Below are 24,387 nucleotides of genomic sequence, written 5' to 3'. Positions count from 1 at the left end.
GCGCGCGGCCCGGCGTCAGGCCGGGAACTTGCGGATTTCCTTGACGCGGTTCGCGTCGTCCACCAGCACGACTTGCGGCTTGTGCGCGGCCGAATCGGCTTCGGACATCGGACCGTACGTGCAGATGATCAGCAGGTCGCCGACCTGGGCCCGGCGCGCGGCGGCGCCGTTCAAGGAAATGGCGCCGCTGCCGCGGGCCGCCTTGATGATGTAGGTATCGAAGCGTTCGCCGTTGGTGACGTTGTAGAGTTCGATGCGTTCGAACTCGCGCATGCCGGCAGCGTCCAGCAGGTCTTCGTCGATGCCACAAGACCCTTCATAGTGAAGGTCGGCTTCGGTGACCGTGACGCGGTGCAGCTTTGCCCGCAGCATTATGCGTTGCATGATGGAAATATCCTGGTTTCGCGGCCCGGAACGCGAAGTGTTGCAAGAGTCGATGCCCGGCACCCGGTTCTGCCGTCGGAAGCCCGTATTCTATAATTTTTGCCGCAGCGGGACGGCCCGCTGCCGCGCGCGGCCGCCAGGCCGGCATGCCTCTTCCCGGGGACGACCCCTGAATGCAGCAGGAGTCGACTATGACCTGGATCATCCTGGTACTCGCGGGCCTTTTCGAAATCGTCTGGGCGGTAGGCCTGAAGTACACCCATGGATTCACCCGTTTCTGGCCATCCCTCGTTACCGCGGGCGGCATGGCCATCAGCGTCTGGCTGCTGGCGGTCGCCATGAAATCCCTGCCCCTGGGCACCGCCTACGCGGTCTGGGTGGGGATCGGCACGATCGGCGCCTTCGTGGCCGGCATCGTGCTGTTCGGCGAATCCACCAGTTGGATGCGCATCGCCAGCGTCACCCTCATCGTGCTTGGCCTGGTGGGCCTGAAGCTATCGTCGGCCTGAGGCCGCCCGCCCCGGGCGCCGGGCTAGAAATCCAGTTCGATCCCGACTTCGTCGCCCACCTTCAGGCGCGCCCCGGCGGGCGCGTCGAGAATGGCGTTCTGGCCGAACACCACGCCGATTTCCAGATTGCGATAGCCCGCCAGGGTCAGGCCCGGCTCGTCGTAGCGCTGGGCGGTGCGCTGGTCGATGTCGGGGATCGAGCACCGCGTGCAGGGCTTGACGAACGCCATCTTCACGCCCGCCGCCTCGATCATCGCGGTGTGGTCTTCCTCGAAGGGCTCCCATTCGCCCTGGACGACGATATTGGGGCGGAACCGGTCCATCGGCACCGGCGCGGCCCCCTTGGCCCGCAGGCGGGCGTTCAGGTCGTCCAGCGATGCCTGGTTGGCCACCAGCAACGGGAAGCCGTCGGCGAAACCGAAGTAGTGGTCGCCCGAAAAGGTGTCCGCGAGGTCGGGATGCGCCTCGGTCCAGCGCGACACCCAGTCGAGCTTGGCCGGCCGCCGCGCGGCCGCGTCCACCTTGTACAGGCCGCAAGGCGTCTTGAGGAATTCGGAGAACCAGCGCCCCGCGGCCGCGCTTTCGCGCCGGGCCGAGATCGTGTCCTTCCAGACGGTGACGTCCTGCGGGCCGGATTCGAGGCCCGAGCCGTCCAGGGCCACGTCCAGGTCGGGCATGCCGGGCGCCGACAGGCGCAGGGCGTCCGCCGTGAGCGCCGTGCGGACCAGCGCCATGGCCGGCCACTGGCGCTGCGTCATGAACTGCCCGTCTTCCCCGATCAGCATCCAGCGGCGGTCATAGGCCAGGCCGGCGCGGTCGATGGAGGATTCGTTCAGGTCGATGCCCGCGCAGGATTTGAGCGGGTAGATGTGCAGGCTGAGGATGCGGGCGGACATGGCGTACCGGGTTCCTGGGTGGCGGGGTGCGCCAAGAATAGCAGAGCGGTCCGCCAGCAAAAAAGCCCAGGCTTGGCCTGGGCTCTGCTGACTGCCGGCGCGGGTTCAGCCGCCGACCAGCTTCAGGGTGTCCAGCGGCGTGACCGCCTTGAATCCCTTGCGCGTCGCGATATGTTCGGGACGCGGCGTCAGCCCGTACTTGGGCGGATTCAAGGTGTTCTCCATACTGTTGTAGACCATGAACACGTTGGCGCGCGGCCACGGCGAGATGTTGCTATTGGAGCCGTGCATCGTGTTGCAGTCGAAGAACACCACCGAGCCGGCCTTGGCCGTCATGGAGCGGATGCCGCCCTGCTCCACCAGCAGTTGCAGGCTGACCGGATCCGGCACGCCGTACTCCTGTTTTTTCAGCGACTGCTTGTAGTGCTCGTTGGGCGTTTCGCCCACGCACGAGATGAACTGCCGGTGCGAGCCCGGCACCAGCATCAGCGGGCCGTTGCACTCATTGTTGTCGGTCAGCAGCACCGAGCAACTGAGGGCGCGCATCGCGGGCATGCCGTCCTCGACGTGCCAGGTCTCGAAATCGGAGTGCCAGTAGAACTCCTTGCCCTTGAAGCCGGGCTTCATATTGGCGCGCGATTGGTGGATGTACACCTCGGATCCGAGGATCTGCCGCGCCACGTTGACCAGCCGGGGATCGCGCACCAGGCGCGCCAGGATGGGGTTGAGCACGTGCACCATGAAGATGGAGCGCACGGCATTGCTGCCCGGCTCGGTGATGGACTCTTCGCGGCGGATGATCGAGGGATCGCGCGTCATGCGCTCGACCTCGGACGACAGCGCGCGGATCTCGTCTTCGGAGAACAGGTTTTCCAGCAGGAGAAAACCGTCGCGCTCGTACTGCCCGATCTGCTCGGCGCCCAGGGCGCCGGCGTACTGGCCGTTTTCGTAGACCACCGGATCCTGGCGGGCGATGATGGCGGAACTTCGATCCGTGCGCGAGGCGTACGGATCCTGTGCAGGTGAGATCATGCGAACCTCCTTGTATCAGGCTGCCTGGGCCTCGGCCTGGGGCAATGCGTAGACGCCTTCCTTGTCATGCACTTCCTGGCCGGTCAGCGGCGGGTTGAAGACGCAGATGACGCGCAGCGGCTCCTTGCCGCCGCACAGCCAGTGCTCGTCGTGCTCGTTCAGGGCATAGACCACGCCGGGTCCCAGGTCGTACTTCTTGCCGTCGGCAATGGTTTCGATGGAACCGTCGCCTTCGATGCACCACACCGCTTCAAGATGGTTCTTGTAGTGGATATGGGTGCGGCCGCCCGGGAAGATGGTGGTTTCGTGGAAGGAAAACCCCATCCCGTCCTTCTTCAGCAGCACGCGGCGGCTGACCCAGGTATCGGTGCGGACTTCGTCGGCGGTGCCGATCACATCTTTGACATTGCGTACGATCATTGACGTTTTCCTCCAAATTTCAGGATGCGGGCGGACTGCCCTTCTTCGGCGAGCGCTTCCGCGACGCTGGCCTCGATCACTTCCAGGCCCTTGCCCAGCAGCTCTTCCTCGATCGTCAGGGCAGGCAGCAGCTTCAGCACTTCGTCCTGCGCGCCCGAGGTCTCGATCACGACGCCCTTCTTGAAGGCGTTCTGCGCGATGCGGTTGGCCAGGGCGGGCGTGGCGTTGCACACCAGCCCCTGGATCAGGCCGCGGCCGCGCACCGACAGGCCGGCGTTGGGATAGCTGTGCACCAGGTTCTCCAGCCAGTCGCGCACCTGGCGCTCCTTGCGCTGGATGTCGGCGGTGAAGGCGGTGTTGGCCCAATAGGTTTCCAGCGCCTGCGTCGCCGTGACGAAGGCCAGGTTGTTGCCGCGGAACGTGCCGCTGTGGGCGCCCGGCTTCCAGATGTCCAGCTCGGGTTTCATCAGCACCAGCGACATCGGCAGGCCGAAACCGGACAGCGACTTCGACAGGGTGATGATGTCGGGCCGGATACCCGCGGCCTCGAAGCTGAAGAACGTGCCGGTCCGGCCGCAGCCGACCTGGATGTCGTCCACGATGAGCAGCATGTCGTGGCGCTTGCAGAGCTTTTCCAGTTCCTTCAGCCAGCGCAGGGTGGCGACGTTGACGCCGCCTTCGCCCTGCACCGTTTCCACGATGACGGCGGCGGGCTTGTCCATGCCGCTGCTGGGGTCCTCCAGCATGCGTTCCATATAGGCCATGGTGTCCACGTCCGGCCCGAAATAGCCGTCGTAGGGCATGAACGTGGTGTTGCCCAGCGCGTAGCCGGAGGCTTCGCGGAACTTCATGTTGGCGGTCACCGCCAGCGAGCCGCCGCTCACGCCATGGAAGCCGTGGGTGAACGAAATCACGTTCGGGCGACGCTTGACCTGCCGGGCGATCTTCAGCGCGGCCTCGACGGCGTTGGTCCCGGTCGGGCCGGTGAACTGCAGGGTGTACTGCCAGTTGCGCGGCTTGAGCAGCACGCGATCCACCGTCTCCAGGAAACGCTTCTTCGCGCTGGTGGCCATGTCCAGGCCATGGACGACGCCGTCCGACTGCACATACTCCAGCAGCTTTTCCTTGAGAACAGGATTGTTGTGGCCATAGTTCAGGGTGCCGGCGCCGCTGAAGAAATCGATGTACTCGGTGCCGTCCTCATCGATCAGCGTCGAACCCCTGGCCTGGCTGAAGATCACGGGAAACGACCGGATGTAGCCCCGTACCTCCGACTCCATCCGGTCAAAGATTTTCAAGTCCATATGATTAATCCTCCCTTTCATCTCATAAGTTGATGGACGGCCGGAATCCCTCCGGGCGCGCGGACGCATCCGGATCGACTTGACCATCCCGGTATTTCGATAAGACCGCTGGGCTTGCGCTACCCCTAAGGGGTCGGCAAGGCGAACGGACCTATCCTCAACAACATCTCGTCGTCATGGTCCGCGCCGCCGAAGAGTTGCCGGTCGAAGAACGGCTGTTCGGAGACGTGGGCGCCCAGTTCGCCGGCCAGGCCGGCGAAACTGCGGCGCGATGCCTGGTTGTCAGGCCCCACCGTGGTTTCGAGATAGCGGACATGCTCGAGACCCTTGCGGCGCAAGAGCTCGCGAAGCATGGCGCGGCCCAACCGATGGCCGCGTGCGCGGGTGTGCACCGCGACCTGCCAGACGAACAGGACGTCGGGCCGGGCCGGGATCACATAAGCGGAGATAAAACCGTCGATACGTCCGCCGGAGCTTTCGGCCAGGACGCAGGTGTCGCGGAAGTGCTCGGCGAGGAGCAGGTACGCGTAGAGGGAATTCAGGTCGAGTGGCGGGCACTCGGAAATGAGGCGGTGGATGGCGGCGCCGTCTTTGCGGTCGGGCAGACGCATGGTATGGGTCTGCGCGCTGACCGCCGGCGCCACGGCACTTGAGAGGGTTGGGGTATCCAGTTCGTTTTTCTTCATGCGACGATTCCCGATTCTGGGGGTGCCCCGCCCGTGGGCACTTCAAGGATGGGCGACGACACATCGCCATGCGTGTCGACGGCGGCCTGGCCGTCCTGTTCCATGAGCGCCACGATGCGCTCCAGGGACAGCGTGATGGTGGCCTGTTCGAGTTCCGGCAGCGCATTGAGCGCGTCGGCCAGGTGTTTCTGCAGCGGCGAAGGCGCGCCTTGCGCCAGTTCGCGCCCGGCTTCCGTGGCCGTGACGAATACGATGCGGCGGTCTTCGCGGCCGCGTTCGCGGCGGATCAGGCCCTTGTCTTCCAGGCGATCCAGGATGCCCACGACGGTGCTGGGACTGACGTGCATTTCGCGGCTGATGGCCGTGGCCGTCATCGGGCCATTGCCGATCACGGTGCGCAGGCACATCAGTTGCGGCGCGGTGATATGGCTGACGGCGGACAACTGGCGCGAATGCAGCGCGATCGACCGCGTGATGCGGCGCAGGGCCCGCAAAATGCGCAGGTCGTACTGCTGTGAGGGATCGGATTTCGCGGCGTCAGTCATGGTGGAAGTGGGTTCGGACAAATTCATTTCTATACGAATGATATGCGCACGATCTATTCGAGTCAAACAAAAATGCCCCTGCGCGATGTAAATAAATGAATACGAATTTGCAGCGGATGGCAGCAAGATTCATGGACTTGCCGACCGGGAGCCAGTCGCGGGGAGTCCCCTGGGAACCCTAGGTGGAAGTCCCTATAAAAAACATATGTTTTCTTATTGAACACAGATTTATCATGTGTTTTTTCCAAGGCCTTGCCCGATATGTCCCTGCCATCGGACCTGCTCCTCGCCCTCCAGGAAAAACTGGAACGCCTGCCCCCGGAATTGCAGCGGGCGGCCAGGTGGGTCGCGGCGCATCCCGCGGAAGTGGGGCTGTGGTCGATGCGGCGCCAGGCCCAGGCGCTGGGCGTCGCGCCCGCCACGATGCTGCGGCTGGCGCGGGCCGTCGGATTCTCCAGCTACGAGGATTTCCGCCTGCCTTTCCAGCAGGCGCTGGCGGGACACGGCAAGCCGGGGCTGCGCGACCGCGCCGCCGCCTTACAGGCCGCGGCGGGCGAACCCGCCCCGCCCGGCCACGACGTGCTGACCGAATACCAGATCCAGGCCATGGGCTCGGTGTGCGCGCTGAATCCGCCCCCCGCCTTCGACGCCGCGGTGCAGACCCTGCTGGAAGCCCGGCAGGTCGGCTTCCTGGGAACGCGCTCCGCGTTCGGCATCGCCTTCCAGATGCGCTATGCCTACCAACTGGTCCGCCGCAACAGCGTGCTGATCGACGGCCTGGGCGGCGCGCCCGCCGAACAGGCCGACAACCTGGGCGCCGGCGACGCGCTGATCGTGATTTCGCAGGCGCCCTATCCCACCGCCACCGTACTGCTGGCCCGCCAGGCGGCCCAGCGCGGCGTCGCGCTCATCGCCCTGACCGACGACCCGCTGTCGCCGCTTGCCGTGGAAGCCCGCCACACGCTGCGCTTCGCCCCGCCGGACCGCGACGGCGTGCAGGCCCGCCCGGCGCGCCAGGGCCCCGGGTCCTTTTTCCATACCACCGCCGGCCTGCTGGGCCTGGCCGAACACCTGATCGCGCGCCTGACCGCGCGCGGCGGAGACGAGGTGCTGAGCCGCCTGACCGAGGTGGAACAGCGCCTGCTTACCGACAACATTTACTGGACCGGCGGCCAGGCCCGCCGGCCCGCCTGACGCCGTCCCGGATTCGTCTTCAACGCCTGCATTGCGGAACCGCCCATGAGCCACACCCACGTCCTGCATCGCTCCCTACGCCAGACGCCTCCTGTCGCCGTGCGCGGCCAGGGCGCGTGGGTCTATGACAGCGCCGGCCGCGCCTACCTCGACGGATCGGGCGGCGCCGCCGTCTCGTGCCTGGGGCACAACCACCCCGACGTCCAGGCCGCCATGCATGCGCAGATCGACGCGCTGGCCTACGCGCACACCAGTTTCTTCACGACGGAAGTCGCCGAGCGCCTGGCCGACCGCCTGGTCGCCGACGCGCCGGAAGGCATTTCGCACGCCTATTTCGTGTCGGGCGGGTCCGAGGCCGTGGAGGCGGCGCTGAAAATGGCCCGCCAGTACTTCGTGGAAATCGGCCAGCCCGAGCGCCGCCACATCGTGGCGCGGCGGCAGAGCTACCACGGCAACACGCTGGGCGCGCTGGCGGTGGGCGGCAATGCGTGGCGCCGCGCGCAATTCGCGCCGCTGCTGATCGAGGTCGAGCACGTCTCGCCCTGTTATGCCTACCGCGACCAGCGCGAAGGCGAAAGCGCCGAGCAGTACGGCGAACGGCTGGCCCTGGAACTGGAGCAGACGTTCGAACGGCTGGGCCCGGGCAGCGTCATGGCGTTCGTGGCCGAACCCGTGGTCGGCGCCACCGCCGGCGCGCTCACGGCGGTGCCCGGCTACTTCCGCCGCATCCGCGAAGTCTGCGACCGCCACGGCGTGCTGCTGATCGCCGACGAAGTGATGTGCGGCATGGGCCGCACCGGCACGCTGTACGCGGTGGAACAGGAGGGCGTGACGCCCGACCTGATCGCCATCGCCAAGGGCCTGGGCGGCGGGTACCAGCCCATCGGCGCGGTGATGGCGCAGCGGCGCATCGTGGACGCCATGCAGCAGGGCAGCGGCTTCTTCCAGCACGGCCACACCTACCTGGGGCACGCGGTGGCCTGCGCGGCGTCGCTCGCCGTGCAGGACGTGATCCGCCGCGACGGCCTGCTGGCGCGCGTGCGCGAACAAGGCGCCGGCCTGCGCGAACGGCTCGAACGCGCGCTGGGCGCCCACCCGCGGGTCGGAGACATCCGGGGCCGGGGCCTGTTCATGGGCATCGAACTGGTGCGGGACCGGACAACCAAGCAGACTTTCGACCCCGCGCTTGCGCTGCACGCGCGCATCAAGCGCGAGGCCATGGCGCGCGGGCTGATGGTCTATCCGATGGGCGGCACCCTCGACGGCCGCCAGGGCGACCACGTGCTGCTCGCTCCACCCTTCATCATCACGGACGACGAACTGGACCAATTGACCGAACGCCTGGCGGGCGCCATCGACGCCGCCATCGCGCAGGCGCCCGCCTAGGCGGCGCCTGCCGGCGCGGCGGGGGGAATCCGCCGCGCCTTCGCCCGCCTCGCGCGGGTACGTGACGATTCGCACAGGGCGTTCCGCGGCTCGCGGGATGCGCCGACCGCCGGCAGAGACCGGCAATCTCACGGGGAAAAACCCCAAAAGGAGTTGGCATGACCACGTCCGTCAAACACCCCTTGGGCCATCGCAATGCCTGGACGCTCGCCGCGGCGGGCCTGGCCACGGCATTGTTGTCCACGGCGCCGGCGCCCGCCGCCGCCCAGCAGAAGTTCGTCAGTATCGGCACCGGCGGCGTCACCGGCGTCTACTATGCCGCCGGCGGCGCCATCTGCCGTCTCGTCAACAAGGACCGCGCCACCCACGGCATCCGCTGCTCGGTGGAATCGACCGGCGGCTCGGTCTTCAACGCCAACACCATCAAGGCGGGCGAACTGGACCTGGGCGTCGTGCAGTCCGACGTCGGCTTCAACGCCTACAGCGGCGAAGGCCAGTTCAAGCAGGCGGGCCCCTATCCCAAGCTGCGCTCGGTCTTCTCGATCCATCCCGAGCCGTTCACCGTGGTGACGCGCAAGGAAGCCAACATCAAGACCTTCGAGGACCTGAAGGGCAAGCGCTTCAACGTCGGCAACCCCGGCTCGGGCACCCGCTCCTCGATGGAAGAACTGCTGGCCACCATGGGCTGGACGCTGAAGGACTTCGCGCTCGCGTCGGAACTGCGCCCCGACGAGCACGGCTCGGCGCTGTGCGACGGCAAGATCGACGGCTTTTTCTATGGCGTCGGCCACCCGTCGGCCAACATCCAGGACCCCACCACAAGCTGCGGCGCCAAGCTCGTGTCGCTGACCGGCCCCGCGGTGGACAAGCTGGTCGAAAAATACCCCTACTACGCGCACGCCTCGATTCCGGCGGGGCTGTATCCGAACAACCCGGCCGAAACCAAGACCTACGGCGTCACCGCCACCTTTGTCACGTCGGCCGACGTGCCCGAGGCCACCGTCTACACCGTGGTCAAGGCCGTGTTCGACAACTTCGACGACTTCAAGAAGCTGCACCCGGCCTTCGCCAACCTGAAGGCCGCCGACATGGTGAAGAACGGGCTGTCGGCGCCGCTGCATCCGGGCGCCGAAAAGTACTTCAAGGAAAAGGGCCTGCTCTAAGGCCGCAGGACCGCCAGCCCGGCGGGCCGGAAGGGACCGCGCTCACTGGCCCGGCGGGCTCGCGCGCGGTCCCGGCGGCTGCCGCCCCATGCGCGCCGCCGCCGCGCGCAAGGACACAACGCGCGCCGCTCCACGGCGCGCGCCATGACTCGTAGGGGAATTTCATGACAAAAGAGCCGCATACGCCGGCCCCGGACCTCGAACAACTGGTCGCCGACGCCGACCGCGGAGGCCGCAACGTCCGCGGCGTCGCGGGCGCCACGCTGGCCGCGGGCGCGCTTATCTGGTCCGTGTTCCAGCTCTGGTACGCGTCCCCGCTGCCGTTCTCGCTGAACTGGGGAATCTTCAACGACACCGAGGCGCGCGCGCTGCACCTGGGCATCGCCATGTTCCTGGGCTACCTGGCGTATCCGGCCAGCAAGCGGTCCGCGCGCGACCGCATGCCCTGGTACGACTGGGCGCTGGCGCTGATGGCGGCCTTCTGCGGCAGCTATCTGTACCTGTTCTATAACGAACTGGCCGGCCGCCCCGGGCAGCCCACGACGATGGACGTGGCCACGGCCGTCATCGGGCTGGCGCTGCTGCTGGAAGTGACGCGCCGCGCGCTGGGCCTGCCCATGACGGTGCTGGGCCTGGTGTTCGTCGCCTACGCGCTGGCCGGCCCCTGGCTGCCCGACGTGCTGGCGCACCGGGGCGCGTCGCTGGAACGCCTGATGTCCCACATGTGGCTGACCACCGAGGGCGTCTACGGCGTGGCGCTGGGCGTGTCGGTGTCGTACATCTTCATCTTCGTGCTGCTGGGCTCCATGCTGGACAGGTGCGGCGCCGGCAACTACATGATGCAGGTCTCGTTCGCGCTGCTGGGCCATCTGCGCGGCGGCCCGGCCAAGGTGGCCGTGGTGTCCTCCGCCGTCAACGGCCTGGTGTCGGCGTCGTCGGTGGCCAACGTGGTGACGGGCGGCATCTTCACGATTCCCCTCATGAAAAAGGCCGGCTACGGCGGCGTGCGCGCGGGCGCGATCGAGACCGCCTCGTCGGTCAACGGCCAGATCATGCCGCCCGTCATGGGCGCGGCCGCCTTCCTGATGATCGAATACGTCGGCATCCCCTATACCGACATCATCCGCCACGCGATCCTGCCGGCCGCGATCTCGTACATCGCGCTCTTCTACATCGTCCACCTGGAAGCCCTGAAACTCGGCATCCAGCCCATGATGGCTTCCGGCCCCGTCCGCACGCCGCTGCAGAAGCTGGCGGGTTGGGGCATGGGCATCAGCGGCACCCTGGTGGTGATGGGCGCGGTCTACTACATCGGCACAGGCATACAGGCGGTGGCGGGCGCCGCCGCCACCTGGGTGCTGCTGGCCGTCCTGGCGGCGCTCTACCTGTGGCTGCTGCGCATCGCGGCCCGCCATCCCGACCTGCCGCAGGACATCGACATCAACCACCCGGTGCGGCCGCAGCCCTGGCCCACCGTGCGCGCCGGGCTGTACTTCCTGATACCCATCGGCATCCTGGTCTGGTGCCTGAGCGTGGAGGAACTGTCGGCGGGCCTGTCGGCGTTCTGGGCGGCGATGGCGATGCTGTTCCAGATGGTCACGCAGCGTCCGCTGATCGCGTGGTTCCGCAAACAGCCGGCGGGGCCCGCCTGGCGCCAGGGATGGCGCGACGCCATCGGCGGCCTGGAGGAAGGCGCCCGCAACATGATCGGCATCGCCATCGCCTGCGGCACCGCGGGGCTGATCGTCGGCGCCATCACCCTGACGGGCCTGGGATTGCGCATGACGGCGTTCGTCGAACTGGTGTCGATGGGCAACGTGCTGCTGATGCTGATCTTCACGGCGGTGGTGTGCCTGATCCTGGGCCTGGGCATGCCCACGACGGCCAACTACATCCTGATGGCCACGCTGATGGCCCCGGTGGTGGTGGAACTGGGCGCCCAGAACGGGCTGGTCATCCCCCTGATCGCCGTGCACATGTTCGTGTTCTATTACGGCATCATGGCGGACATCACGCCGCCGGTGGGCCTGGCCACCTTCGCGGCGGCCGCGATCTCGGGCGAAGATCCGATCAAGACCGGCATCCAGGGGGCCACCTACGCGGCGCGCACGGCCATCCTGCCGTTCATGTTCGTGTTCAACCCCATGCTGCTGCTGATCGACGTCAGCTACGGCTGGGAGCTGGCGCTGGTCGTGGCCGGCGCCACCCTCGCCTCGCTGACCTTCGCGGCGGCCACCATGCGATGGTTCCGCACGCGCTGCACGCTGCTCGAAGTCGGCGTGCTGCTACTGGTGACGTTCATGCTCTTCCGTCCGGACTGGTTCATGGACCATTTCGCGCCGCGCCACGAAAGCCGCCCGGCATCCGAGTTGCAGGCTATCGCCGCCGCGCTGCCGGACAACGGCCGCCTGACGGTGGTGCTGCGCGGGATCAACCTGGAAGGCGACGATCTGACCAAGACCGTCGCCGTCGCCCTGCCCGAGCTGTCGCCGGGCGCCGAGACGCCGGGCGCCGGTACGCCGGAAGCGGGCCGCAAGCGCCTGGCCGAAGCCGGGCTGACGCTGATGAACCTGGGCGACCAGACGCAGATCGGCGGCCTGCGCTTCGGCAGCCGCGCGCAGCGCGCCGGCTGGGAACAGGGCTGGGACGTGCTGGAAGTGAAAATGCCGAACCCGCAACGCTGGTCCGACTTCTGGGTGTACGTGCCCGCGCTGTTGTTGCTGGCGGGCATGTGGATGCGCCAGGGCCGGCGCGACGGCGGCGCCCCCGCCGGCCGGTTGCGGACGGACCCGGCCTGATCAGCCCGCCCGCGCGCGCCGCCAGGCCGGCCGGGCGCCGAGGGTGAGCGCGCGCAGGAACCATTCCACCGGGCCGTAGGCATGCCGCCGCAGCCACCATGCGGACAGCGGAAGCTGGGCCGCGAAAATGGCCACGGCCATGCCGAAGGCCGCCAGCGGCGGCACCGCGGCGAACAGCCGCAGGCCCCAGGCGGTGAAAAGGAAGGCGCAGACGACGGACTGCATCAGGTAGTTGGTCAGCGCCATGCGCCCCGCCGCCGCGAGCCAGCCGCCGATCCGCGCGCCCGGACGCGTGCGCAGCGCCAGGAGGAAAGCGGCCGCATAGGACATACTGAGCAGCGGCGCGGTCAGCAGGTCGGCCGCCAGCCCGGGCAGTTCCCAGGCGGCGCCCGCGGAAGGCAGCGCGGCGGTGGCGTACGCCGCCGAGCCGGCCAGGCCCGGCAGCAGCCCCAGCGCGCACAGCAGGCCCAGCGCTTGCGGGCGGCGCCAGGGGTCGGCCAGCGCTTCACGGCGGCCCAGCGCGTAGCCGGCCAGGAACATGGCGAAGACGAACGGCCCCTGCACGAAGAGGACCGTGAACCAGACGGCCTCGGCCAGTTCCTTGACGTGCTGGGCGATGGTGCTGCCGATGGTGCCGCGGTAGGCCTCGATGGCCGACAGCGCATCCGCCTTGTATTGCGCCGCGTAATCGGCCGGCGCCGGGTCCAGGAAGGCCAGCGCGCCCAGGACGGCCCACAGCAGGGAGGCCACGACGACGAGCCACAGCGCGGCGCGCAGCGCCCGCGCCGGGGCCATCCGCCGGCACAGCAGCAGCCCCACGCCCAGCAAGGCATAGGTGACGAGGATGTCGCCCTGGTAGAACAGCACGGCATGCGCGCCGCCCAGCACGGCCAGCCCCGCCAGCCGGCGCAGGAACCGGGGCGTGAACGCGGCCTGCCCGCGTTCGGCCGCCGCCATCTGCAAGGTGAAGCTGTAGCCGAACAGGAACGAGAACAGCAGGTAGAACTTGGTCTCGAACAGCCAGGCGATCAGCCATCGCACTGCCAGGTCCACGGGGCGGGAGTACGCCGGGTCAGCCATGCCGGCGCCGTAGAACGGCGATGAGAACACCCCGATGTTGACCACCAGGATGCCGAACAGCGCGAAGCCGCGCAGCGCGTCCACCTGGGCCAGCCGCTCGGGAGCCCCGGCCGGTTGGACGCGCATCGCCAGCCTAGCCCAGCACCGGGGACAGCACCGGCTGCTTGGGCCGGACGTCCAGCGCGCGTCCCTTGCGGGCCCGCTTGCCGACGTAGGGCGCCAGCGCCGCGCCGGCCAGGATGTCCTCGGTGTGCTTGTTGCGGTAGATACCCGCGGCGCGCAGGCCGCCCGCGCCGATCGGCACGGTCTGGTCCAGCTTGTCGGACGGATCCAGGCCCATCAGGATGGTGCCGCGTCCGCCGCCCGACAGGGTCTTGACCTCGTCCAGGCCGAAGACCAGGAACTTGCCCTTGTGCGACAGCAGCGCAAGCTGCGTGGCGCCCGCGAACAGCGGCACCGGGCGCAGCAGTTCGTCGCCCTCTTCCAGCGTGATGAACTGCTTGCCCGCGCGCTGGCGGCTGACCATATCGGAGAGCCTGGCGGCGAAGCCATAGCCGCCGCGCGTGGCCAGCAGCCAGCGGCTGTCGGCGGCCGCCGCGATCGTGTGGACGATGCGCGTGCCCGGTCCCAGGTCGATCATGGTGGTGACCGGCTGGCCGTCGCCGCGCGCCGAAGGCAGCCCGGCGACCGGCACGGAGTAGACGCGCCCGTTGTCGCCCACGGCGATCAGGGTATCGGTGGTGCGGCACTCGAACGCGCCGTACAGGTCGTCGCCCTGCTTGAAGCCGAATTGCGCGGCGTCGTGGCCGTGGCCCTGGCGGGCCCGCAGCCAGCCCTTCTGCGACACCACCACGGTGACGGGTTCGTCCAGCACCTTGGTTTCGAGCACGGCGCGTTCGGCGGTCTCGATCAGCGTGCGGCGGTCGTCGCCGTACTGCTTGGCGTCGGCCTCGATCTCCTTGATCAGGAGGCGCTTGAGCGCGGAAGGATTGTCCAGCAGTTCCTGCAGGCTGACCTGGTCCTTGCGCTTGTCCGCCAGTTCCTGCTCGATCTTGAAGCCTTCCAGGCGGGCCAATTGGCGCAGGCGCATTTCGAGGATGTCCTCGGCCTGCCGCTCGGACAGCTTGAAGCGCTCCATCAGCGCGGCGCGGGGCTCGTCCGATTCGCGGATCGTCTGGATCACTTCGTCCACGTTCAGGTAGACGACCATCCGGCCTTCCAGCACGTGGATGCGGTCGATGACCTTGTCCAGGCGGAAGCGCGTGCGCCGCACCACGGTGTCGGTGCGGAACGCCAGCCATTCGACCAGGACGCCGCGCAGGCCCTTCTGGCGCGGCCGGCCGTCGGTGCCGATGCACACCAGGTTGATGGAAGAACTGCTTTCCATGCTGGTCTGCGCCAGCAGCGTGTTGACGAATTCGTCGCGGTCCACGCGCGAGGTCTTGGGTTCGAACACCAGGCGCACGGCGGCGTCCTTGCCCGATTCGTCGCGCACCGCGTCCAGCAGGTTCAGCATGACCGCCTTGGCCTGCGTCTGCTCGGGCGTCAGGCTCTTCTTGCCGGTCTTCACCTTGGGGTTGGTGATTTCCTCGATTTCCTCCAGCACCTTCTGGCCCGAGGTGCCCGGGGGCAGCTCGGTGACCACCAGTTGCCACTGGCCGCGCGCCATTTCCTCGAACTGCCAGCGGGCGCGCACCTTGAGGGAACCGCGGCCGCCCGCGTAGATCTGGGCGATGTCTTCGGCGGGCGTGATGATCTGCCCGCCGCCGGCGAAGTCCGGCCCGGGGATGAGCGCGTGCAGTTCGGCGTCCGGCAACTGCGGATGCTTGATGAGCGCCACGCAGGCCTGCGCCACTTCGCGCAGGTTGTGCGGCGGGATTTCGGTCGCCATGCCGACCGCGATGCCCGACGCGCCGTTCAGCAGCATCACGGGCAGGCGCGCCGGCAGCATCTGCGGCTCTTCCTGGCTGCCGTCGTAGTTGGGCACGAAGTCCACGGTGCCTTCGTCCAGCTCGTCCAGCAGCAGCTTGGCGATGGGCGTCAGGCGGGCTTCCGTGTACCGCATGGCGGCGGCGTTGTCGCCGTCGCGCGAACCGAAATTGCCCTGGCCGTCGATCAGCGGATAGCGCAGCGAAAAGTCCTGCGCCATGCGCACCATGGCGTCGTAGGCGGCCTGGTCGCCATGCGGGTGATACTTGCCCAGCACGTCGCCCACGACGCGCGCGGATTTCACCGGCTTGGCGCCGGCGGACAGGCCCATCGCCTGCATGGCGAAGAGGATGCGGCGCTGCACGGGCTTCTGCCCGTCGCCCACGTCCGGCAGGGCGCGGCCCCGCACCACGGAAACGGCATAGTCCAGATAGGCTTGCTCGGCATAGCGCGCCAGGGTGATGGCGGCGTCCCCGTCGCCATCGGGCGGGGTGGAGTCGAACAAGCCGGGTTGATTGCTGTCGGTCATGATGGTTTCAGATAGACAATTTCATCGGAACGGCGTCTAAGCGCCTCAAGCGGACGGCGCCAACTGCGTATCGGCGACGTGCGCGCGCAACTGGGCGCGCACCGCCTCCAACGTAGCGGCGTCCTGGCCGCGCTTGGGAATGATCACGCCCTGCAAGGTGCCCAGGATGACGTACAGGTGCTGCGGGGTTTCTTCAACCCGGCGGATATCGGACCAGTCCATGCGCCCGGAGGCGGTGGCGGTCGTGTCCGAAATGCCCTCGGGTCCGAAGTCCAGCCGGTGCTGGCCCAGGAACAGGTCGTCGGGCTGCTTTTTCAGCATGCGCCGGGTGTTCATCCTGACCAGCGGCGGCAAGGCGAACTCGTAGGCCAGCGCCAGCAGCGCGAGGATGCCCAGCCCCACGGCCAGCCCCTCGAAATACACGGGCAGTATCCGCCCCCAGTCCGGCCCCTTGCCGTCCCAGGTCTGCCAGATCAGGTAGGCCAGCAAGGCCACGATCATCAGGATCGCGAAACGCAGGTGGGACCGGTAGCGGCGGCGGCGCAGTTCGGGACGCTTGTACACGTAGGCCGCGAACTCCGCGTAGTCGTCGGCCGTCATCTGGACGGTCATACGGGCTTGGTCGGGCTGGTCGGACATCATCAGATATCCAGCTCCGCCAGGTTGCCCTTCTCTTCGATCCAGGCGCGGCGCTGCGACGATTCGCCCTTGCCCATCAGCATGTCGAACATGCGGGTGGTGTCTTCGGGGGTCTGGTCGCCGTAGCCCACCGGCAGCAGGCGGCGCGTGTCCGGGTTCATGGTGGTTTCCCACAACTGCTCGGGATTCATTTCGCCCAGGCCCTTGAAGCGGCTGACGGCCCAGGCGCCTTCGCGCACGCCTTCCTTGCGCAGCTTGTCCTGCGCGGCCTCGAGTTCGCCGTCGTCCAGGCAGTAGATCTTGCGGGCCGGGCGCTTGCCCTGCGCCGGCACGTCCAGGCGGAACAGCGGCGGCTTGGCCACGTAGACGTTCCCGGCCTCGACCAGCTTGGGAAAGTGCTTGTAGAACAGCGTCAGCAGCAGCACCTGGATGTGCGAACCGTCGACGTCGGCGTCGGACAGGATGCAGATGCGGCCGTAGCGCAGGCCGGACAGGTCCGGCGTATCGCCGGGGCCATGCGGGTCCACCCCGATGGCGACGGAAATGTCATGGATCTCGTTGTTGGCGAACAGCCGGTCGCGGTCCACTTCCCAGGAGTTGAGCACCTTGCCGCGCAGCGGCAGGATGGCCTGGAATTCCTTGTCGCGGCCCATCTTGGCCGAGCCGCCCGCGGAGTCGCCCTCGACCAGGAACACTTCGGTGCGCGACGCGTCGCTGGATTCGCAGTCGGTCAGCTTGCCCGGCAGCACTGCCACGCCCGAGCTCTTGCGCTTTTCCACCTTCTGGGCGGAACGCTGGCGCGCCTGGGCCTGGCGGATCGCCAGTTCGGCCAGCTTCTTGCCGTATTCGACGTTGCTGTGCAGCCACAGGTCCAGCGCGCTCTTGGAGAAGCCGCCCACCAGGCGCACCGCGTCGCGGCTGTTCAGGCGTTCCTTGATCTGGCCCTGGAATTGCGGGTCCAGCACCTTGGCCGAGAGCACGAAGCTGGCGCGCGCGAAGACGTCCTCGGGCAGCAGCTTCACGCCCTTGGGCAGCAGGCTGTGCAATTCGGCGAAGCCCTTGACCGCGCCGAACAGGCCTTCGCGCAGGCCCGATTCGTGAGTGCCGCCGGCCGGCGTGGGAATCAGGTTGACGTAGGATTCGCGCACGGCGTTGCCGTCTTCCGTCCAGGCCACCACCCACTGGGCGCCCTCGCCCTCGGCGAAGTTCTCGTGGTCGGCGCCGGCGTACTGCTGGCCCTCGAAGAACGGCACCATCAGCTCCGCCCCGGACAGCGCCTCGGACAGATAGCCGCGCAGGCCGTCCTGGTACTGCCAGGTCTTGGTGTCGCCGGTCTTTTCGTTGACGAGGGACACCTTGACGCCGGGCAGCAGCACGGCCTTGCTGCGCAGGAGGTGCGTCAGTTCGCCCAGCGGGATGTTGGGGCTGTCGAAGTATTTGGCGTCCGGCCAGACGCGCACGCGGGTGCCGGACTTCTTGCGGCCGCCCTGGTCGTACGGCGCCAGGGGTTCGGCGACGTCGCCGCCCTTGAAGACCAGCCGGTTGACCGCGCCATCGCGCCACACCACGACTTCCAGCCGCGTGGCCAGGGCGTTGGTGACGGAGACGCCGACGCCGTGCAGGCCGCCGGAGAAGGCGTACGCCCCGCCGCCCGCCTTGTCGAACTTGCCGCCCGCGTGCAGGCGGGTGAACACCAGCTCCACGACGGGAGCGTGCTCTTCGGGGTGCAGGCCGACGGGGATGCCCCGCCCGTCGTCCTCGACGGAAACGCTGCCGTCCGGGTGCAGCGTGACCTGGATCTGCTTGCCGTAACCGGCCAATGCCTCGTCTGCGGCGTTATCAATGACCTCCTGCACGACGTGCAGGGGGTTTTCGGTTCGGGTGTACATGCCCGGGCGCTGGCGCACGGGCTCCAGCCCCTTCAGGACGCGAATGGACGCCTCGGTGTAACGTGGAGTGGCCAAGTTATCCCCAACATCTGTGGAAAAAAACCGACATTTTACGGATAAGCCCAGGTTCTGCGCGGCTCCCGGTGGGATGCGCACGACCTGACCAGCTCCGGATTCGGTAGGATGATGACAGTCACAGCCGGCGCATCGGGGCCGCATGGGCCCGGATCGCGACAACTGCGCCGCAACATCCTACACAAATCCGGCAAACCCTGTTGTTATTAACAGTGGTATGCCTGTTGTTATTGACAGTGGTATGCTTTAGTCCATTCCACAAACAAGAACAACGGCAAGGCGCGTCCCCTTTTACGCGCCCTTTGCTGCCGAACCGAGAATCACCTCATGAGCGACCAAATCAAGAACGTCAGTGACGCGAGCTTCGATGCCGATGTGTTGAAGTCCGGCCAGCCGGTGCTGGTGGACTACTGGGCTGCCTGGTGTGGCCCCTGCAAGATGATTGCCCCGATCCTGGAAGAAGTCGCCACCGAGTACGCCGGCCGCCTGACGGTCGCCAAGCTGAACGTGGACGAAAACCAGGGCACCGCCGCCAAGTACGGCATCCGTGGCATTCCCACCCTTATGCTCTTTAAGGACGGCCAGGCCGCCGCCACCAAAGTTGGCGCGCTGTCGAAGTCGCAACTCACCGCATTCCTGGACGGCGCGTTGTAAACTGCGTGCTGTGAACGAAGGCGCCGCCCTGGTGGCGGCGCTCATTCAATACCGCGCGAGCCCGTCCGTGGCGCGCCGCCAGAACCCTCCTCTACTTTTCCCCCACCAATCACCGCGATGCACCTCAACGAACTGAAGGCGCTGCACGTCTCGCAGCTGCTGGAAATGGCCGCCGGCCTCGAAATCGAGAACGCAAACCGCCTGCGCAAGCAGGAGCTGATGTTCGCCATCATGAAACGGCGCGCCAAGCAGGGCGAGCAGATCTTCGGCGACGGCGTGCTGGAAGTCCTGCCCGACGGCTTCGGCTTCCTGCGCTCGCCCGAGACCTCGTATCTGGCCAGCACGGACGACATCTATATCTCTCCTTCGCAGATCCGCCGCTTCAACCTGCACACCGGCGACTCGATCGAAGGCGAAGTGCGCACGCCCAAGGACGGCGAGCGCTATTTCGCCCTGGTGAAGGTGGACAAGGTCAACGGCGTGGCGCCGGAAGCGATCAAGCATCGCATCATGTTCGAGAACCTGACGCCGCTGCATCCGAACCGCACCATGCGCCTGGAACGCGACATCAAGAGCGAGGAAAACCTCACCGGCCGCATCCTCGACGTCTTCGCCCCCATCGGCATGGGCCAGCGCGGCCTGATCGTCGCCAGCCCCAAGTCGGGCAAGACCGTGATGATGCAGCACATCGCGCACGCCATCACCACGAACTACCCCGACGCGGTCATGATCGTCCTGCTGGTCGACGAACGCCCGGAAGAAGTGACCGAAATGCAGCGCACGGTGCGCGGCGAAGTGGTGGCGTCGACCTTCGACGAACCCGCCACCCGCCACGTGCAGGTCGCCGAAATGGTCATCGAAAAGGCCAAGCGCCTGGTCGAAATGAAGAAGGACGTCGTGATCCTGCTGGACTCGATCACCCGTCTGGCCCGCGCCTACAACACCGTGGTGCCGGCCTCCGGCAAGGTGCTGACCGGCGGCGTGGACGCCAACGCCCTGCAACGTCCCAAGCGCTTCTTCGGCGCGGCCCGCAACCTGGAAGAAGGCGGTTCGCTGACCATCCTGGGCACGGCGCTGATCGAAACCGGCAGCCGCATGGATGAAGTCATCTATGAAGAGTTCAAGGGCACGGGCAACTCCGAAGTCCACCTCGAGCGCCGCCTGGCCGAAAAGCGCGTCTACCCGTCGATCAACCTGAACAAGTCGGGCACCCGCCGTGAAGAGCTGCTGATCGCCCCCGACCTGCTGCAGAAGGTCTGGGTGCTGCGCAAGTTCATCCACGACATGGACGAAGTCCAATCCATGGAGTTCATCCTGGACAAGATGCGCGCCACGAAGACGAATGCCGAATTCTTCGACATGATGAAAAAGAAGTAGATCCCCCCGAAGCGCTGCGCGCTTCCCCCCCAGGGGGGCGCCGCTGCGGACCGGCGGAGCCGGATCCGCGCGGCCTGGCTTGTGGGGCATCCGTTTGCTCGTGGGGCATCCGTTCTTATTGCCCCAGTTATTGCCGCGGGGTCGGCGCTCGGCCGACGGCCTAGTTGCCTAGGAAGTCTTCCAGCCGGCCCGGTGCCTCGGGGCGCTTGGTCTGCTTGTCCGCCACGGACTTGCCGGACGCGTCCATCGGTTCGATCTTGGGATCGTCCCAACTGCCCGTCACGGCGTATTCCATGGTCATCGCGCGCGCCAGCGGCTGTTTCAGCAGCCACTGCGTCACGAACGCGCCCAGGCCGATCAGCGGATTGACCGCCAGCGCCGTCACCATGGCCGCGCCGCTGGCGTCGAGGTTGGGGATCACCACCGCCTTCAGGTCCCAGCGTTCGCGGATGATGTTGACGCCGCCCGCCAGCACGATCGCCGCGACGGGGCCGTTGATCTTGTAGCCCTCCGTGGACGCCACCCCGTCCGCCACGTTCACGCGGCCGCGGATGGTGTCGAACGGAAAGCCGTCGCGCAGCAGATTGGTCGGGTTCACGTCCAGCCGCGCCAGCCGCTGCAGCGATTGCAGGGACAGCAATTCCAGCAGGCGGGCCGTGCGGGAATTGACGTGCATGAAGCGGCCCTTGTCCAGGCTGACGTCGACCTCGCCCGACAGGTCTTCGATCTTGTGGGTCCAGGGCAGGTTGCGCCACGTGGCCTTGCCTTGCATGGTGCCCTGGCCGCCGGAGGCCACCTTTTCGAAGCCGATGCGGTCCAGGAACTTGCCGATGTCTTCGTATTTCACCGACGCGTCCACGGTCAGCCCCCGGTCCGCCCCTTCCAGCCGCCAATTGCCCGTTGCGTTCAGGGAGGCCGCATCGTTGACGATGGAGAGCTTGTCCAGCCGCCATTGGCGGCCGCGCTCCAGATTGGTGCCCAGCACCTGGAGTTCGCCCAGGTTCTTGCCGTAAAGCCGGAATTCCTTGGCTTGCAGGTCGATCGCGGGAATGTCCGACAGGTCGCTGCCCGACGACAGCGCCTCGTCCGCGTTGTTGGTATCGCCCTCGCCTCCCAGCGACAGGTGCTTCAGGCGCGCGGTGATCTGCCCGGCGATGGCGCCGGAAGCTTCGCGCCACTCCAGCGAACCCGCGGCCTGGCGCGATTGCAGGTCCACGCGCCACTGCGCCGGCCCGGGCCGCGTGGCGTACAGCGTCAGATCGTTCAGGATGTAGCCGCTGGTGCGCAGCACCCCGGCCGCCAGGCTGATGCGTTCGGCCTCGGGCAGCATGGGCGGGGCGGCCTTGCCTTTCGCCCCGCCCTTGCCGGCGGCGGGGCTGAATCCGTCGGACACCTTTTCCCAGGCGTCCAGGTCCAGCTCCGGCAGGCTGGCGTTCAGGCTCAGCCCCTGCTCCGGCAGGCTGGCCGGACGGCCGATGCCCAGCGCCCCGCGCGCGAAGTACGACGGCGCGCCGTCGGACGGGGAACGCTCGAACAGCGCGTTGACGCCATCGCCCAGGCTGGCGGTGAGCCAGCGCCGGTTCTGGGCGCCGCGGTCCTGCGCGGGCGACCACTGCGCCTTGAATAGCTGCGAGGCCTGCGCCGGCTTGCCCACCGGCGCGGGCATGTCGATCGCCATCCCCACCAGGTCGGACTCGACCGAGATGTCCACCGCGCCGCCGCGCTGATAGCCCACCTTGCCCTTGTAGGCGGCCTTGCCCGAAAAACGCGACATGGAAGGCGTGTTGCTCAACTGGGTCAGTGCAGGCCCGGCCAGCGTGCCCTCGAACCGCAGCGCATCCGTCCCCTGGGTCAGCCGGCCGAAGATCCTGGCGGGGCCGCCCAGGAACTGGGCCCGGATCTCCTTGGTCTCGATGCCCTTCTCCGAAAACTCCAGGTCGCCGTGCATCTGGCTGAGCAAGGGCATTTCCGGCATGAACGTGAAGCTGTTGTCCGCGAACCGGATGCGGCCCTGGACCTGCGTGTCATCGGTATTCAGCAAGGGCACTTTCAGCTTGAGGCCGACCCGCCAGTCGCCGGTTCCCCGGGCCTCTTCCAGGGCGCCGTCCAGCAGTTCGCCCAAGGGCGAGTTCGCCGCCAGCGCCAGGTAGGCCGGGACCGCGCCGGAAGTCTCCCCGTCCAGCAGCAATTCGGAATCGTGCTCCATGTTGGGAATGGTGGCGGAAACCGCTCCTAGCGCCACGGTCTGGCCCGCCCCGACGTGGGCCACCGCGCCGCCGGCGCTATCCAGCGCCAGACTGACTTTGTCGATGCGGAAATTGCCGGCCAGGTTCTCCAGCATCGGCCAGCCCTTGCGATGCCCGCGCGCGGGCGCGTAGTCGACCTTGGCGCCGGTAAACGCGCCCGCGATGACGAATTCGCCCTGGGCCGCGGGATCGCCATAGGGAAAATCGTCCAGGTCCCCCTTGAGCGTGATGGAGGCGGATTGCATCTCGCCCGCCGGCAAGCCGGTGGCCAGCCATTCGCGCGCGTCGGCGTTGACCTCCAGCGGCAGGTAGCGGTGGATGGCGGGCATGGCGCCGCGGACCATCGTGCCGCGCATGTCGGCGCTCCCCGCAGCCGTCTTGCCTTCGCGCTGCCACTGGCCTTGCAGCCGCAAGTCGATGTCGTCGTTGGCCAGGTGCAGTTGGGCGACGTCCACGTACCAGTGCTTGGCGTCCGGCCCCTTGACGCTGGCATCCAGCGCCAGGTCGCGCATCGTCAACGTGGGCTCTTCGAACACGCCCGGCAAGGTCGCGGCCAGTTGTTCGGCCTTTGCGCTGACCGACACGTCCGGGGCGCCCGGACTGCGCGCCAGCGGCACGTTTTCAAGCTGGACGAAATCGCCGGGCAGGCCCTGGATGCGCGCCTGGACGTAGCCGGCCTTCACGGCGGGGCCTTCCGCCCCCGCCGCCCAGCGCGCGCCGCGCACCGCGGCGTCCGCGGTCAGCTCCGTGAATTTGCCGCGTTCCAGTTGCAGCCAGGCGCGCGCGCTGATGCGGCCCGCCGCCTTGGGAAGTTCGAACCACGGCGCCCAGGCCAGCGGTTCCGCATCGTCCACTTGGGCATAGAGCTGCCCGCTCCAGTTGCCGGGATTCGCCGCGTTCACCGCGAACAGGGCGCGGTTGAATTCCCCGCGCAATTCGAGGTTGCGCGCCAGCGCATCGCCGGCCGCGGCCCGGAGGACGAAGCGGTGCGACAGGCTGCCGTTGCGCGCCAGGAAGTCCACCCCGGAAAGCGTCAGTTCGGGCGCCTGGCGCCGTTCGTCCTGCCAGCGGACTGTGGCGCCGCTGACCCGCAGCTCCCGTTGCGCGGCCAGCCAGCGCAAGGCGGGATGGTCCAGGTCCGACCCATGGCTATCGGCATTCAGGTCGATGTCCTGGCCGGCCACCCACAGATGGTTGGAGGCATCGCGCCGCAGCGTGATCTCGGGCCGCTCGACCTGCAGCCTCACCAGCGTGGGCGACAACGCCAGGATGCTGCGCCAGCCCAGCACCGCGGAGACGGACGGCAGGGTCAGCACGGGGGCCACCTCGTCGTCGTAGACCTGGACGGACGCAAGATCGAGCCTGGGATTCAGGCCCTGCCAGTTCGCGTCGATGGCGCCGATGGCGACCCGGGAGCCCAGCGCCCGGCTGGCGTAGGCCTCGATCTGGGGACGCCACTGGTCTATCCTGGGAAGGACCCAATAGCGCACGCCCAGCACCCCGGCGGCCGCGATGCCGTAAATAACCAGAGCCGCCCAGAACAGACAACGGAGGGCTTTTCTCGCGGTCGGGCCACCCCAGGACGAACGCCCCCCTTGGGGGGCGGCGGGCCCGGATCGCGGGCTCGGCGTAGGGGTCTTTTTTGAAACAGA

19 protein-coding genes are annotated in these 24,387 nt (G+C 67.6%); 7 read left to right on the top strand and 12 right to left on the bottom strand.

Features of this window, described 5'->3' with window-relative positions; genetic code table 11:
* Window positions 1–15: 15 nt before the first annotated feature.
* Window positions 16–384 carry an aspartate 1-decarboxylase gene (gene panD / locus WHX56_RS14965; RefSeq protein WP_062681977.1) on the bottom strand — a complete coding sequence of 123 codons (369 nt, stop codon included), beginning with the start codon at window positions 382–384 and terminating at the stop codon, window positions 16–18.
* 191 nt (window positions 385–575) lie between these two features.
* Here panD and sugE point away from each other — a divergent pair, with 191 nt between their 5' ends.
* On the top strand, window positions 576–893 hold the full coding sequence (gene sugE, locus WHX56_RS14960) for a quaternary ammonium compound efflux SMR transporter SugE (protein ID WP_129240586.1): 318 nt from the start codon (window positions 576–578) through the stop codon (window positions 891–893).
* 23 nt (window positions 894–916) lie between these two features.
* On the opposite strand, the gene WHX56_RS14955 is transcribed toward sugE, so the two are convergent.
* The 6 genes from WHX56_RS14955 to WHX56_RS14930 all read right to left on the bottom strand — a co-directional run bounded on the left by WHX56_RS14955 (window position 917) and on the right by WHX56_RS14930 (window position 5,776).
* Window positions 917–1,789, bottom strand: a complete 873-nt coding sequence (locus tag WHX56_RS14955; RefSeq protein WP_129240587.1) for an MOSC domain-containing protein — start codon at window positions 1,787–1,789, stop codon at window positions 917–919.
* Between the two features lie 105 nt (window positions 1,790–1,894).
* Window positions 1,895–2,821 carry an ectoine hydroxylase gene (gene thpD / locus WHX56_RS14950; RefSeq protein ID WP_129240588.1) on the bottom strand — a complete coding sequence of 309 codons (927 nt, stop codon included), beginning with the start codon at window positions 2,819–2,821 and terminating at the stop codon, window positions 1,895–1,897.
* A 15-nt stretch (window positions 2,822–2,836) separates the two neighbouring features.
* Entirely contained in the window at window positions 2,837–3,241 is a 405-nt protein-coding gene (locus WHX56_RS14945) for an ectoine synthase (protein WP_129240589.1), read from the bottom strand.
* Window positions 3,238–4,545, bottom strand: a complete 1,308-nt coding sequence (gene ectB, locus WHX56_RS14940; protein WP_129240590.1) for a diaminobutyrate--2-oxoglutarate transaminase — start codon at window positions 4,543–4,545, stop codon at window positions 3,238–3,240. Before ectB ends, WHX56_RS14945 begins: the two co-directional genes overlap by 4 nt.
* 125 nt (window positions 4,546–4,670) lie before the next feature.
* Window positions 4,671–5,231, bottom strand: coding sequence for a diaminobutyrate acetyltransferase (gene ectA / locus WHX56_RS14935; RefSeq protein WP_287754427.1), 561 nt, complete (start codon window positions 5,229–5,231; stop codon window positions 4,671–4,673).
* The gene (locus tag WHX56_RS14930; RefSeq protein WP_129240644.1) at window positions 5,228–5,776 is read right to left on the bottom strand and encodes a MarR family winged helix-turn-helix transcriptional regulator; all 549 of its coding nucleotides are present in this window, start codon (window positions 5,774–5,776) and stop codon (window positions 5,228–5,230) included. Before WHX56_RS14930 ends, ectA begins: the two co-directional genes overlap by 4 nt.
* A 261-nt stretch (window positions 5,777–6,037) precedes the next feature.
* On the opposite strand from WHX56_RS14930, the gene WHX56_RS14925 reads away from it, so the two are divergent.
* The 4 genes from WHX56_RS14925 to WHX56_RS14910 all read left to right on the top strand — a co-directional run bounded on the left by WHX56_RS14925 (window position 6,038) and on the right by WHX56_RS14910 (window position 12,317).
* Window positions 6,038–6,970, top strand: coding sequence for a MurR/RpiR family transcriptional regulator (locus tag WHX56_RS14925; RefSeq protein ID WP_338881681.1), 933 nt, complete (start codon window positions 6,038–6,040; stop codon window positions 6,968–6,970).
* A 45-nt stretch (window positions 6,971–7,015) separates the two neighbouring features.
* Window positions 7,016–8,356 carry an aspartate aminotransferase family protein gene (locus WHX56_RS14920; protein ID WP_129240593.1) on the top strand — a complete coding sequence of 447 codons (1,341 nt, stop codon included), beginning with the start codon at window positions 7,016–7,018 and terminating at the stop codon, window positions 8,354–8,356.
* A 158-nt stretch (window positions 8,357–8,514) separates the two neighbouring features.
* Window positions 8,515–9,519 carry a TAXI family TRAP transporter solute-binding subunit gene (locus WHX56_RS14915; protein ID WP_129240594.1) on the top strand — a complete coding sequence of 335 codons (1,005 nt, stop codon included), beginning with the start codon at window positions 8,515–8,517 and terminating at the stop codon, window positions 9,517–9,519.
* Window positions 9,520–9,683: 164 nt separating this feature from the next.
* Window positions 9,684–12,317 (top strand): TRAP transporter fused permease subunit, encoded by a 2,634-nt coding sequence (locus WHX56_RS14910; RefSeq protein ID WP_338881680.1) that lies wholly within the window; start codon window positions 9,684–9,686, stop codon window positions 12,315–12,317.
* On the opposite strand, the gene WHX56_RS14905 is transcribed toward WHX56_RS14910, so the two are convergent.
* The 4 genes from WHX56_RS14905 to parE are packed head-to-tail and all read right to left on the bottom strand — an operon-like array spanning window position 12,318 to window position 18,458.
* On the bottom strand, window positions 12,318–13,523 hold the full coding sequence (locus tag WHX56_RS14905; protein ID WP_129240596.1) for a DUF418 domain-containing protein: 1,206 nt from the start codon (window positions 13,521–13,523) through the stop codon (window positions 12,318–12,320).
* A gap of 7 nt (window positions 13,524–13,530) precedes the next feature.
* Window positions 13,531–15,855 carry a DNA topoisomerase IV subunit A gene (parC, locus tag WHX56_RS14900; protein WP_129240597.1) on the bottom strand — a complete coding sequence of 775 codons (2,325 nt, stop codon included), beginning with the start codon at window positions 15,853–15,855 and terminating at the stop codon, window positions 13,531–13,533.
* Window positions 15,856–15,900: 45 nt separating this feature from the next.
* Window positions 15,901–16,494, bottom strand: coding sequence for a YcxB family protein (locus WHX56_RS14895; RefSeq protein WP_287756257.1), 594 nt, complete (start codon window positions 16,492–16,494; stop codon window positions 15,901–15,903).
* A 2-nt stretch (window positions 16,495–16,496) separates the two neighbouring features.
* Window positions 16,497–18,458, bottom strand: a complete 1,962-nt coding sequence (parE, locus tag WHX56_RS14890) for a DNA topoisomerase IV subunit B (RefSeq protein ID WP_338881679.1) — start codon at window positions 18,456–18,458, stop codon at window positions 16,497–16,499.
* Between the two features lie 327 nt (window positions 18,459–18,785).
* On the opposite strand from parE, the gene trxA reads away from it, so the two are divergent.
* Window positions 18,786–19,112: a thioredoxin TrxA gene (gene trxA / locus WHX56_RS14885; RefSeq protein WP_129240598.1), complete on the top strand. Its 327-nt coding sequence runs from the start codon at window positions 18,786–18,788 to the stop codon at window positions 19,110–19,112.
* Window positions 19,113–19,229: 117 nt separating this feature from the next.
* A complete protein-coding gene (gene rho / locus WHX56_RS14880) occupies window positions 19,230–20,489 on the top strand; it encodes a transcription termination factor Rho (protein ID WP_006218533.1) in 1,260 nt (419 codons plus the stop codon).
* Window positions 20,490–20,649: 160 nt separating this feature from the next.
* Here the strand turns inward: rho and WHX56_RS14875 are convergent, their stop codons facing one another.
* Window positions 20,650–24,279 carry a YhdP family protein gene (locus tag WHX56_RS14875; protein WP_338881781.1) on the bottom strand — a complete coding sequence of 1,210 codons (3,630 nt, stop codon included), beginning with the start codon at window positions 24,277–24,279 and terminating at the stop codon, window positions 20,650–20,652.
* Window positions 24,280–24,387: the final 108 nt, after the last annotated feature.

Source organism: Achromobacter veterisilvae (genome assembly GCF_037619525.1).
GTDB lineage: Bacteria > Pseudomonadota > Gammaproteobacteria > Burkholderiales > Burkholderiaceae_B > Achromobacter > Achromobacter veterisilvae.
This window is presented reverse-complemented; position numbering and strand designations above follow the sequence as displayed.